This is a genomic window from Ruminococcus sp. YE282 (assembly GCA_900101355.1).
GTDB lineage: Bacteria > Bacillota > Clostridia > Oscillospirales > Acutalibacteraceae > Ruminococcoides > Ruminococcoides bromii_A.
Genome location: FMUV01000015.1, coordinates 41,582 through 54,347 on the forward strand (window position 1 = coordinate 41,582; position 12,766 = coordinate 54,347).

Annotated in this window: 11 protein-coding genes and 4 tRNA genes; 14 read left to right on the plus strand and 1 reads right to left on the minus strand. The window is 40.9% G+C overall.

Features of this window, described 5'->3' with window-relative positions; genetic code table 11:
- The 7 genes from murG (at window position 1) to BLP46_RS06665 (ending at window position 9,222) form a co-directional block, all read left to right on the plus strand.
- Window positions 1–1,119, plus strand: a complete 1,119-nt coding sequence (murG, locus tag BLP46_RS06635) for an undecaprenyldiphospho-muramoylpentapeptide beta-N-acetylglucosaminyltransferase (RefSeq protein WP_092977470.1) — start codon at window positions 1–3, stop codon at window positions 1,117–1,119.
- Between the two features lie 62 nt (window positions 1,120–1,181).
- Window positions 1,182–2,435, plus strand: coding sequence for a UDP-N-acetylglucosamine 1-carboxyvinyltransferase (gene murA / locus BLP46_RS06640; protein ID WP_092977472.1), 1,254 nt, complete (start codon window positions 1,182–1,184; stop codon window positions 2,433–2,435).
- Between the two features lie 58 nt (window positions 2,436–2,493).
- Complete coding sequence (locus tag BLP46_RS06645; RefSeq protein ID WP_092977474.1) at window positions 2,494–3,894, plus strand: cell division protein FtsQ/DivIB; 1,401 nt, start codon at window positions 2,494–2,496, stop codon at window positions 3,892–3,894.
- Between the two features lie 201 nt (window positions 3,895–4,095).
- Entirely contained in the window at window positions 4,096–5,208 is a 1,113-nt protein-coding gene (ftsZ, locus tag BLP46_RS06650) for a cell division protein FtsZ (protein ID WP_092977476.1), read from the plus strand.
- A gap of 276 nt (window positions 5,209–5,484) precedes the next feature.
- Entirely contained in the window at window positions 5,485–6,477 is a 993-nt protein-coding gene (locus tag BLP46_RS06655) for a M23 family metallopeptidase (RefSeq protein WP_092977478.1), read from the plus strand.
- 124 nt (window positions 6,478–6,601) lie between these two features.
- Window positions 6,602–7,996 carry an MBOAT family O-acyltransferase gene (locus BLP46_RS06660; protein ID WP_092977480.1) on the plus strand — a complete coding sequence of 465 codons (1,395 nt, stop codon included), beginning with the start codon at window positions 6,602–6,604 and terminating at the stop codon, window positions 7,994–7,996.
- A 14-nt stretch (window positions 7,997–8,010) separates the two neighbouring features.
- Window positions 8,011–9,222 carry a DHHW family protein gene (locus BLP46_RS06665; protein ID WP_092977482.1) on the plus strand — a complete coding sequence of 404 codons (1,212 nt, stop codon included), beginning with the start codon at window positions 8,011–8,013 and terminating at the stop codon, window positions 9,220–9,222.
- A gap of 187 nt (window positions 9,223–9,409) precedes the next feature.
- Here the strand turns inward: BLP46_RS06665 and BLP46_RS06670 are convergent, their stop codons facing one another.
- Window positions 9,410–9,667, minus strand: coding sequence for a hypothetical protein (locus tag BLP46_RS06670; RefSeq protein WP_092977484.1), 258 nt, complete (start codon window positions 9,665–9,667; stop codon window positions 9,410–9,412).
- 260 nt (window positions 9,668–9,927) lie between these two features.
- Between BLP46_RS06670 and BLP46_RS06675 the strand changes: the two genes are divergently transcribed.
- From BLP46_RS06675 to BLP46_RS06705, 7 genes are all read left to right on the plus strand, one after another.
- Window positions 9,928–10,230 carry a YerC/YecD family TrpR-related protein gene (locus BLP46_RS06675; RefSeq protein WP_092977486.1) on the plus strand — a complete coding sequence of 101 codons (303 nt, stop codon included), beginning with the start codon at window positions 9,928–9,930 and terminating at the stop codon, window positions 10,228–10,230.
- Window positions 10,230–10,970 carry a class I SAM-dependent DNA methyltransferase gene (locus tag BLP46_RS06680; RefSeq protein WP_092977488.1) on the plus strand — a complete coding sequence of 247 codons (741 nt, stop codon included), beginning with the start codon at window positions 10,230–10,232 and terminating at the stop codon, window positions 10,968–10,970. The genes BLP46_RS06675 and BLP46_RS06680 overlap by 1 nt, the downstream gene beginning before the upstream one ends.
- A gap of 16 nt (window positions 10,971–10,986) precedes the next feature.
- Entirely contained in the window at window positions 10,987–11,877 is an 891-nt protein-coding gene (gene hslO / locus BLP46_RS06685; RefSeq protein WP_092977490.1) for an Hsp33 family molecular chaperone HslO, read from the plus strand.
- Between the two features lie 153 nt (window positions 11,878–12,030).
- A tRNA-Val gene (locus BLP46_RS06690) sits at window positions 12,031–12,106 on the plus strand.
- A gap of 4 nt (window positions 12,107–12,110) precedes the next feature.
- A tRNA-Asp gene (locus tag BLP46_RS06695) sits at window positions 12,111–12,187 on the plus strand.
- Window positions 12,188–12,192: 5 nt separating this feature from the next.
- A tRNA-Phe gene (locus BLP46_RS06700) sits at window positions 12,193–12,268 on the plus strand.
- 7 nt (window positions 12,269–12,275) lie between these two features.
- Window positions 12,276–12,351, plus strand: a tRNA-Gly gene (locus BLP46_RS06705).
- Window positions 12,352–12,766: the final 415 nt, after the last annotated feature.

The window sequence follows — 12,766 nt, forward strand, 5'->3', positions numbered from 1 at the left end:
ATGAGAGTACTGCTTGCAGGCGGAGGTACGGCGGGACACATTAATCCTGCTCTTGCCATTGCAGGTTATATCAAATCCAAACGTCCCGATACTGAATTTTTGTTTATCGGAAATCAGGGAGGTATGGAGCAGAGGCTTGTTACTCAGGCAGGTTATAATATAAAATCAATTAAAATAAGCGGTTTTAAACGCAGCTTTTCACCGAAAAGCATAGCGGAAAACATAAAAACAGTCGGCAGAACTTTTTCTTCATCTGCCGCTTCAAAAAAGATTATAAGTGATTTTAAGCCCGATATTTGTATCGGAACGGGCGGATATGTTTCGGGACCCGTAGTCAGAACTGCGGCAAAAATGGGAATACCGTGCGTAATTCACGAGCAGAATGCATATCCGGGTGTTACCAATAAAATGCTTGCCAAGAGGGTAAAAACGGTTATGCTTGCGGTTGAAGCAGCCAAAAAGTATTTCCCGGATTCAAACGTTGTTGTAACGGGAAATCCTGTTCGCAGTGAAATCCTCACGGCAAACAAAGAAGAGTCACTAAAAAAACTTGGTCTTGACGAACGTCCCGTTGTACTTTCGTTTGGCGGCAGCCTCGGCGCAAGGAAAATAAACGAAGCTGTTGCAGACTTGGTTGCACGCAGCGGCAAAGACCAAAGGTATCAGCATATTCACGCATACGGCGGCTATGGGGAGTGGTTTCCTCAGCTTGTCAAGGAAAAAGGCACAGATATTTCAGCGTGCAAAAACCTTGATATAAGACCGTATATTGATAATATGCCCGAGTGTATGGCGGCTGCCGACTTGGTGATTTGCAGAGCAGGGGCCATTACACTGAGTGAAATTCAGGCTATGGGCAAGCCTGCAATATTAATTCCGTCTCCTAATGTTGCCGAGAACCATCAGTATCATAACGCTATGGCTCTTGTGAATGCGGGGGCGGCAGAAATTATTGAAGAAAGCGAGCTTTCGGGAGAGGCTTTGACTAAAAAAGTCGACCAAATGCTTAAAAGCCCCGATAAGTTGAATAAGATAGGCGAAAATTCTCGAAAGATGGCAATTACAAACGCCAATGAAAGAATTTATTCGGTTATAAAAAAGGTTTTAGGACTTGTCTGACTGTCACAAACAACACCTTTGTTCATAGAATATACAGGTATTCTTTTTGAGAGGGTGTTACGATGTCTAAACTGCTTGTTACAGGACGACAAAAGCTTAGCGGCGAAGTATATGTGCAGGGAGCCAAAAACAGTTCGCTGCCAATTCTTGCGGCAACAATCCTCACCAAGGGAGAAAGCGTTATATTTAACTGCCCGAATCTTTCGGACATAGACGCTTCATCACGAATTTTGCGTTATCTCGGCTGTAAGGTCGAGCGCAGTGACCACACGATTGTGGTTAAAAGCGATGATGTTTGCAGATCTGACATTCCCGATGAGCTTATGCGTAAAACCCGCAGTTCAATTGTTTTTCTCGGAGCTGTGCTTGCGCGCACCGGTCGTGCACGGCTGAGTTTTCCGGGCGGTTGTGAAATCGGTTTGCGACCGATTGATATGCATCTCAAGGCGCTTCGTGAGCTTGGTGCCGAAATAAAAGAAAAACATGGTTATTTGGACTGTTCCGCTCCGTACGGATTGAAAGGCACAAAGATTTCTTTGTCATTTCCAAGCGTTGGAGCAACAGAAGATATAATGATTGCCGCCTGCCTTGCGAGCGGCACAACAACAATTACAAATGCGGCAAGAGAACCTGAAATAGTTGACCTTGCCGATTACCTTAATAAATGCGGTGCTAAAATTTACGGTGCGGGCGAGGGCGTTGTTATGATCGATGGTGTATCTTCGCTAAACGGCACGAGCCACACGATAATTCCCGACAGAATCGTTGCCGCAACGTTGATGTCGTGTGCAGCCTCAACGGGTTCTCATATTATGCTGAGAGGTGTAATAGGCAGCCAGCTTGAGTCTGTTATTCCGGTTTTTGAAGAGACAGGGTGCACCGTAAAATATAAAGATGGCGATATGGAGTTTGTTTCTCCCAAACGTTTGAAGACGATGAAAATTGTTCGTACAATGCCATACCCCGGGGTCCCGACAGATGCTCAGGCTCCGTTGCTTGCGGCGGCTTGTGTTGCAGACGGCACATCGGTTTTTGTTGAAAATATATTTGAAAACCGTTATCGTCACACAAGCGAGCTTGTAAGAATGGGAGCTAAGATTAAGACCGAGGGCAAAATTGCGGTGGTAGAAGGTGTTCAAAGCCTTTACGGCGCTTCGGTAGAGGCTACTGATTTGCGCGGTGCAGCAGCATTGATTGTTGCAGGTCTTTGTGCTGAATCCGATACGGAAATCAGCGGCATTAAATATCTTGAAAGAGGATATGAGAACTTTGAGATTGTATTGTCGTCACTTGGAGCAGACATAAAAAAAGTTTAACAGTATCAACATATGTGATATAATGATAAAGTAGGGAATTTTGGAAAGGAGGATTTATATGATTGAAGAAAGGCTGAACTCTGCAAAAGAAAGGCTTGAGTCTGAAAAAAGCCGAAAAGAAAGGGTAAAGCAGGCTCAGAATTATCACAAACAGCAGAAGAAAGCTGAAAAATTGAAAAAAGATAAAAATTCATCAAAATCCTCCGCAAAGAAAAACAATATTAGTACATCAAAGAAGAGCAAAAACAACAAAACAGCAAAGAGTAATTCTAAAAAATATGAAAATACAAGCCGTGAAGAAAAATATAAGCGTGAAAGTGATGAGAGAATCAGAAATCTCAAACCACGTGATTTTGAGGACGGTTATTACATAGATGAATACAGCGCAAGGCAGAAACAAAAGCGCAGAGCAGAGGAAATTCGTGAGCAGGAAAGCGAAGTTATTCGCAGAAATAAGAAGCCCCTTACGCATAAACAGGTTAAAAGAAGGCATATTCTTGTTTCTGTCTGTATTATTTTTGCCGTTATTATAATCGGCATAATTCTAAGTCTTACCGTTTTGTTCAGAACAGAACGAATTGACATTGAGGGCGATGAATATTACTATGAAGACCAGATAATTGCCTTTAGCAACGTCAGTCTTCAACAGAATATTTTTATTGCGGCACTAAACGGAACGCCCGACAAAATTTCTGAAAATCTTCCGTACGTTGAACGGGCGGAAATCGGTTTTTCAATTCCCGATACGGTTACAATAAAAATAATTGACGCTGTTCCGTCATACGTAGTCAAAGACGGCAACAACTTTTTGCTTATAAGCTCAAAAGGAAGAATCTTGGATTCGCTGACAGAAAACACCGATAATCTTCCCGAACTCATCAGCGGAGATTTAAAAAGCAAAAATATCGGTGATTATGTAAGCTTTGAAGATGACAGCGTGCCTGAAATTCTTGACCAGGTAGCTACAAGTCTGAAAAATGAGAATGTAAATAAAATAACCTCATTCGATGTTACCGATACAACCAATATTACTTTGAGTTATGACGGAAGAATTAAAATTGTTTTGGGCTTGCCAAATGACCTTGATTATAAAATAAAGACGGCAATGACCATAATCAATGAAAAGCTTGACCCGAACAATACCGGAACAGTTGCCGGAACGCTTGATGTTTCAACGTGCAGCACAAACAAAATGTCGCACTACATGCCTGCGCCGACTGACGCAACTTCGGTAAACGAAGCTTCCACTGCTCCGTCAGTAGCATCAGACAATAACGACGGAAGCAACAGTGATTACAGTTGGAACGGCGGCTCGGCAGATAATAATTATGACGGAGCAGGGAATTATAACAGTTATGACAGTAATTCCTACAATAACGGTTATTCGGATAATAATGCATATGCCGACAACGGTAACGGAGCATATTCCGACAACAACTCGGTTGCAAACAGTAATTGAATTTATGAATAAAGTTTTCGGAACGGTTCATGGCATATAGCTGAAAAACGCGCTTGGTTTGTTACAAATTCAAGAAATTATTCCCGAAGCATTGATATTTTCAAGAAAGTATGTTAGTATATAAATTATAATAATGTATTATATGATATTATGCGATTTTCAGGAAATTGGTTCCGGATAACATAAGGAGGACGTTACAAAATGGCTTTTGAAATGGAATTGGAAAATGAGTATATGCCTAAAATTAAAGTAATTGGTGTCGGCGGAGGCGGCGGAAATGCCGTAAACCGCATGGTTGCTATGGAAGTTAAGAACGTAGAATTTATTGCAATAAATACAGATGAGCACGTTTTAAGACTTTCAAAGGCTTCACAGAAGATTCAGATTGGTGAAAAGCTTACAAAGGGCAAGGGCGCAGGTTCAATGCCTGCAATCGGTCAAAGCGCAGCAGAAGAGAGCAAGGACGAAATTTCAGGCGTGCTTAAAGATACAGATATGGTATTCGTTACTGCCGGTATGGGCGGCGGCACAGGAACAGGCGCAGCTCCGGTTGTTGCCAAGATTGCAAAGGATATGGGTATCCTTACAGTCGGCGTAGTTACAAAGCCGTTTGCTTTTGAAGGCAAAAGAAGAATGACACAGGCTGAGCAGGGCATTGCAGAACTTTCTGCTTGTGTTGACTCACTTATTATTGTACCTAACGAAAGACTCAAGTATGTTTCTGACCAGAGCATCACATTGCAGAATGCTTTTGCAATTGCAGATGATGTGCTCAGACAGGGTGTTCAGAGTATTTCTGACCTTATTTTACTTCCAGGTCTTGTAAACCTTGACTTTGCAGACGTTACGTCGGTAATGAAGGACGCAGGCTATGCTCATATGGGTATGGGAAGTGCCTCAGGTAAGGACAAGGCTTCTGTTGCCGCAGATATGGCAATTTCAAGTCCGTTGCTTGAAACATCAATCGACGGAGCAAAGGGTCTTATTATCAATATTACAGCTTCATCCGATGTAAGTCTTGACGATATCGACACAGCTTCAACTATGATTAAGGATAAGGTTTCGGAAGACGCTAACATCATCTGGGGTGCTGTTATTGATGAGAAGATGGACGACGAGATGAGCGTTACTGTTATTGCAACAGGCTTTAACGCTGACGGTAATCCAAAGAAGAATGTGAAGACAGCTGATACCGCAAGTATTGATTCTGTAATTGCAGATGACAAAAAGGATGCTGTTCCAACATCAACTAAAGATAAAACTGAGGAAGATGACGATACATTCTATGACATTATGTCAATCTTCAATAAATAATTAAACATAACAGTCGTTTTACGCCGCTTCAATTTTGAGGCGGCGTTTTTGTTGTGCAACACCTCACCAAAATTGTAGGCTAAATGTCAATAGCTGGGGAACCCCTGAAAAAGAATGATTGATTAAACAAGGCGGTTAATGAACTATGGTTTGTTTTGGCGGGTTCTGTGTCTTACCCTAATTTAAATTTCAGAGCAGTAAAAACAGCCGATTAACTGCCGTGTAATTATGGTAATAATCAAATATGCCGCCGCATATAAATTAGCGGTGATAGTTATGAAGCGGATGATGTGTGCATTTGTGGGTGTGTTTTTAATTGCAATTGTGGTAATGATGCAGGTTGCGGGCAAAGATATTGATAAAACCGGTTACATAAAGTATGTTGAATTTAACGTTACAAGCGAAGCCCTGAAAGACGCTGTCAACCTTGACATTGAAAGCCAAGATTCGGATAATAAAGTTGATTTTATTACGCTTCTTGCATATCTTGGGGCAAAGTACGGCGGTGATTTCTCAAAATACAGCCGCTCGGATATGACTGAATTTGCCGATAAAATCAAAAGCGGAGAAAATATTGAAAGTCTTACTGACGATATGAAATATTTTAAATATTACAGCCAGGCATACGGAGCCGCCCTTAACGGAATGGTTGGAAACTTCAGCGAGGAACGCCCCGATGACAGCGGCAATGCGGTTATGGAAGAAAAGTACGGAGTTCGCTGGTTTTCTCCGATTGCCAGGACTTTTCCGTGTTCAAGTTATGATGATTTCGGAGCAGAGCGAACTTATGGCTATAAACGGCGGCATCTCGGTCATGATATAATGGCGGCTGTCGGAACTCCCGTTGTTGCCGTTGAATCGGGAACAGTTGAATGTTTGGGCTGGAATCAGTATGGAGGATGGCGTATCGGAATCCGTTCGGATGACACAAAAAGATATTGGTATTATGCCCATCTACGTCAAAACAGACCGTTTGCCGAGGGACTGAAAGAGGGCAACAGAGTCAAGGCGGGCGATGTTATCGGCTATGTGGGCAGGACAGGATACAGTTCAACGGAAAATACCAACGGCATTGACGAAACACATCTGCATCTCGGACTTGAGCTTGTGTTTGACGAAAGTCAAAAAGAGAGCAACAGCGAAATATGGATTGATTTGTACGCTATAACAAATTTGCTTGAATCACATCAAAGCTCTGTGGTGCGAAACAATGAGACAAAGGAGTTTACACGTCAGTATGACTATTGTGAATCAAATGACGATAATTGATAAATAACGATTACGGGAACGGTTTTTGTGCCGTTCCTTTTTTTGTAATATTATATTGACTTAGAAGAATAATTAATATAAAATAGGAACGTATTTAATTTGGGTGAAGTTGGAGGACAAAGAATTGGTATTTTCAAGTCTTGTGTTTTTATTTGTATATCTTCCGTTTACACTGCTTGCTTATTATCTTGTTCCGCGGCAGGGAAGAAACATATTTTTGTTCATTGTAAACCTGATTTTCTATGGATGGGGCGAACCAAGGCTCGTCCTGCTTATGGTTTTTAACATATTTTTTAACTATGTCGGTGGTTACCTCGTAGACAAATATCGTCGGGACCAAAAAAAGAAAAAACTGTTTTTGGTGCTGACCTGTATACTTGACATCGGTATTTTGGCGGTGTTTAAATACACCGGTATGATTACCGAAACTCTTAATATGCTTCCGTTTTTGGATATTCCCGAGCTTCAAATAAGCTTGCCTATCGGCATAAGTTTTTACACATTCCAAACAATGAGCTACGTTATTGACGTTTATCGTGACGACGCTCCAGTTTCAAAGAGTTTTATTGACTTTGGAACATATGTTGCGCTGTTTCCTCAGCTTATTGCCGGTCCTATCGTTCGTTACAGAGATGTTGCTTATCAGCTTAAACATCGCCGTGAAACGCTTGAAATGTTCACTCGCGGTGTTATGCTCTTTGCCGTGGGTCTTGCCAAAAAAGTGCTTATTGCCAACCAGATGGGCACATTGACCACTGCAATTTTTTCAACCACAGACCAAAACGGTGTGGTGGGAACTTGGGTTGGTATGATTGCATACACATTTCAAATTTATTTTGATTTTTCGGGATATTCCGATATGGCATGCGGCCTTGGCAATATGCTCGGATTCGAGTTTCTCAAAAACTTTAATTATCCGTATATTTCAAAATCCATCACAGACTTTTGGCGCAGATGGCATATTTCGCTTTCTACCTGGTTCAAGGAATACGTTTATATTCCTCTCGGCGGCAACAGAAAAGGTGTAAAACGCCAAATCATAAACCTGCTTGTTGTTTGGGGGCTTACGGGTCTATGGCACGGTGCAGCATACAACTTCATTTTATGGGGACTGTATTACGGTATTTTACTTATTCTTGAAAAGTTTGTGCTCAAAAAGTTCCTTGATAAAATGCCGTCGTTTATCCAACACGTATATACTATGTTTATCATAATAATAGGTTGGGGAATTTTTTACTTTACGGATATGGGACAACTTGGGCAATTCTTTGTCGATTTGTTTAACTTCGGCAACGGAATTTGCGGTTCTCAGGCACTTAACCTGATTATCAGTTATCTTCCTGTGCTTATTGTGGCTGCAATTGCAAGCACCCCAATCGGCACAAAGCTCTACACTCATTTCAGCAACACAAGATTTATATGGATACCCGAAACGCTGTATTGTGTGGTTATATTCCTGATCAGCACGGCAAGCCTTGTTGACCAAAGCTACAATCCGTTCCTGTATTTCAGATTTTAATAAGGAGGTGTAGTATGAACGGTTCAGAAAAAACAAGCAAGTACCGAAAGTATGTTCCAAAGTACGGCGTCAAAAATTCCGATAACAGAAGTGCGTTTGGAAAATACGTTCCCGCATTTGTTTTTATAGTATTCATATTCGGAATGGCGATTTGGTTTATATTTTCACCAAAAACCGATTACAGCTCATCAGAAAAAAGATACCTCCAGAAGTTTCCCGAGGTTTCGTTTGAAAACGTAGAGAGCGGAAAATTCGGCAATGATTTTGAGAGCTATTTTGCCGACCATTTCCCCGTCAGAAATCTGTGGGTAGGTCTTAATGCCTACTATGCTCTTGATACCGGTAATAACGGCGCAGGCGGCGTTTATAATTGCAGTAATGGCTACCTCATCAACAAGCCCGTTTCAACGGATAACAAGCTTTCTGTAAACGTTAAGGCTGTTGCAGATTTTAAAAAGTCAATTGACGTGCCTGTAACGATGATGTTGGCTCCGTCAACAGGTTATATTGCCGATGATGTGCTTCCTGCCGTTCACGACAAGTACAACGACGATATGTATTTTGAAGATACTGCCAAAACACTTTTCGATAATAATATTTCATTTGTCGATTTGAGAAAACCTTTTAAGGATGCCTATGCAAACGGCACACAGCTTTATTACAAGACAGACCACCACTGGACTACTGTCGGCTCATATACGGCTTATGAGCAGCTTTGCAAACAACTTGGCATATCTCCTGCCTCAAAGGAAAAGTTCAGTATAGAGCAATATCCGGGCTTTTACGGTACTACTTATTCCACAAGCTGCTTCTGGCTTACGCTTCCCGACACAATTGAGGTTTGGAACAATAATGCCAATACTCCCGAAAATATCAGCGTTAAGATTACAGAGGGAAATAAGACCGAGGAATACAATTCGATGTTCTTCTATGACCACATTGATGAGGATGATAAATATCCTGTATTCCTTGACGGAAATCATGCTTTGACCGAGATTACAAATTCAAACGCCAAGGGCGGAACGCTTGTTATGATAAAAGACAGTTTTAGCCACTGCCTTGCTCCGTTCCTTGCCGAGAATTACAGCAAAATTATTATGGTAGATATGCGCTATTATAAAAACAGCGTTTCTGACCTTATAAAGGCTGAGAACCCCGAACAGGTACTTGTTGTGTACGGCATTGATAATATTGCAACCGATACCGATATTGTATGGTTAAAATAAGTTATATATGTCCCTTGCCTTTAATATGTCGGGGAACATTCAATGATTATGAATCATATTCTCACACTGAAACTCCAATAATCTGTAACGCTTGCAATCGGTTACAGTTTTTAGTGTTGTTTCGATAAAAAAGACAATGGGCACAAGCAGAAAGCTTGTGCCCATAATTTTATCAGGTGATTAATTATTACTTTGTGTTATTTGCAATTTCGGTAAGTTTGTCGATGATTTCACCAAAGCCGTATGTGAAAAAGCTTCCGATCCACGAGGCAATCGAACCGCCGACAATACATATAACGCCCATAATAATGCCAAATATCATATTTTCTCCGGAAATTACGGAAGAAGCGATGAAAATTACTCCGATTAATATTGAAACAATGATTCCAAGCCAACAAACAACCTTTGATAAAGTTTTAATTTTGCTTCCAACATTTCTGAACATAAAAAAACCTCTTTCATTATTTAATATGAACATATAATTCACTTAATTCGTATATTAATTTTACCACAATAATTATAAAAGTCAATGTATAAATTGTGTTTTTTAGCTAAAATAGTGTGGGGGTATAATTTGTGTAATGATTAATCAAAAATTTTCAGACGGTTTTATGTTTTGCTTATATTTTTTATTTGCTTGCTAAAAACACTTTTATATGTTAAAATTTTAATGTATAAAATTATGTCTTGTCAGGAGGCTGAAAAATGAATTCGAAATTAAAAAGTGAAGCGGCAGACTTTTTGTTTGATGCAATACTTTCACTTGAAAATAAAGAGGAATGTTACAGATTCTTCGAAGATTTATGTACAAGTGCAGAGATTAAGGCTATGTCGCAAAGGCTTGTTGTGGCTAAAATGCTTATGGAAAAAAAGGTTTATACCGAGATAGTGAAAGAAACCGGTGCTTCTACGGCAACAATCAGCCGAGTTAAGAGGGCTTTGTTTGATAACGATACCTACGGTTATACGCTTGTGCTTGACAAATTGCTTGATAAGGGTGAAAACTGATGCCGGGATACAATTCCTTTGCCCGCTTTTATGAAGGCCTTATGGAGGATGCCGAATATAAAAAACGCTGTGACTATATACTTGAGCTTTCAAGGCGTTTTTGTCACGATATGGGGCGCACGCTTGACTTGGCGTGCGGAACAGGCAGCCTTACACGTGAGCTAAAAAAATGCGGCGTAGATGTTTTTGGCGTTGATTCAAGCGCAGATATGCTGACCGAGGCTATGCAGAAGAATTTTGAAGACGGACTTGACATTTTGTACGTCAATCAGGAAATGCAAAATCTTGACCTTGGGCAAACCGTTGATACCTGTGTTTGTACGCTTGACAGTCTGAATCATATTACCGATGTTGATGTTTTGCAACAGGTGTTTTGCCGAATAGGTGAATTTATGGAGAGCGGCGGATTACTGATTTTTGACGTTAATACGGTGTATAAACACAGAGAAATTCTTGCCGACAATGCATTTGTGTTTGAAAACGACGAGGTGTTCTGCGCCTGGCAGAATGAGCTTGAAGAAAACGACGTTGTAAAGATTTACCTTGACTTTTTTGAAAAAGACGGGGAAGTCTATCATCGCTATCAGGAAAACTTTACAGAACGGGCGTATTCTCGGGAGTGCCTTGATAAATTGCTGAAAAACGCCGAATTTGAGGTTTTGGCGGTTTATGATGATTTATCTTTTGAAGCGCCTGAAAGCACCTCTCAGAGGCTTATTTACGCTGCAAAGAAGATTTGAAAGGAGTTTTTTAGTAATGGATAAAATAATTCGTTGTATTACAAGCGACGGAGCGGTAATGGCTTCGGCAATTGACGCTTCCGATATAGTTTTTACATCCAAAAAACTGCACAATCTTTCACGCTGCGGCACAGCCGCACTCGGACGTTTGCTTTGTGCAGCTTCAATTATGGGCGCAATGCTAAAACAAAAGGACGCTTTTGTAAATTTGACCGTTAAGGGCGGCGGAGAGATCGGAGCTGTTGTTGCGGTAGCGGACAGCAAAGGAAATGTCAGAGGATATGTTGATAATCCCGAATGTCCCACGGAATACTATGATAACGGAAAGATAAATGTAGCCAAGGCAGTGGGTACAGACGGAATGTTGACCGTTATGCGTGATTACGGAAGCGGTGAGCCCTATGTGGGTCAGGTTGAGCTTGTGAGCGGAGAAATAGCCGAGGACGTAACAAATTATTACGCAACAAGCGAACAGATTCCCTCAGCCTGTGCTTTGGGCGTGCTGATAAATAAAGAAGACGGCGAGGTTATGCTTGCCGGCGGATTGCTCATTCAGCTTTTGCCGGGTGCGGATGACGCAGTAATTGATAAAATAGAAAAGAATGTTGCGAAACTTGAACCTGTTACAACAATGCTTGCAAAGGGAATGTCCATTCTTGATATATGCAAAACCGCGCTTGACGGATTTGAAGTTGAAGTGCTTGACGAGTTTCCGGTGAATTATGTTTGCACTTGCTCAAAGGAAAAGCTTGAACGATATTTCTGCACATTGGCTGACGATGAAGTTCGCTCACTTGAAGACGAGAACGGCGAGGTTGAGGCTGTTTGCCATTTTTGCAACAAGAAATATGTATTTACGTCAGATGATATAGAAAAGCTTATCGAAAGCAAAAACAAGAAGGAATAAACTCACCTAAAATGCGATAAAATCGAGCCTAAAAAATTTTTTAAAAAAATTTAAAAAATTTTTCAAAAAGGTGTTGACATTTGCATAAGTTTGTAGTATCATAATATACGTCGCTGAGAGATACGACAATCGAGTGAAGCGACAAAGGCATGTGGGAGCATAGCTCAGCTGGGAGAGCATCTGCCTTACAAGCAGAGGGTCACAGGTTCGAGCCCTGTTGTTCCCACCACAATGGCCCGGTAGTTCAGTTGGTTAGAACGCTAGCCTGTCACGCTAGAGGTCGACGGTTCGAACCCGTTCCGGGTCGCCATTTTTGCCTCTGTAGCTCAGTCGGTAGAGCAGGGGACTGAAAATCCCCGTGTCGATGGTTCGATTCCGTCCGGAGGCACCAAAAATATGCGGATGTAGCTCATCTGGTAGAGCGCCACCTTGCCAAGGTGGAGGTAGCGGGTTCGAGCCCCGTCATCCGCTCCATCTAAACACTTGATAACATAAGTTGTCAAGTGTTTTTTATGTTTTCAATTAAAATGTCTTGCAATCCGAGTATTTTTTCTGTAAAATGTTTATAGAGCATATTTGATTCTCCTTAAAATGGTTTGTTTCCACTTTCATTTTAAAGGTTTTTTTACAAATATGCTCTACTTTTTTACTTTTATTTTTGTAGGCTCTTTTTGTTCTTACCCCAACTTTTATTATAGAGCCAAATATTATTTCTTTAGATAAGCAACATTCAGACCTACCGTTTCCTATATTATCTATTAATTTTAATTGCCTTAAAAACCTTTTGAATAGCAATTTACGCTTTGTTTGCCTGTCTATGCTATCAATTGAATAACTTGAATGAGTTTAATGCAGGTGATATAATTTATTCAAATATTTTTAAATTGAT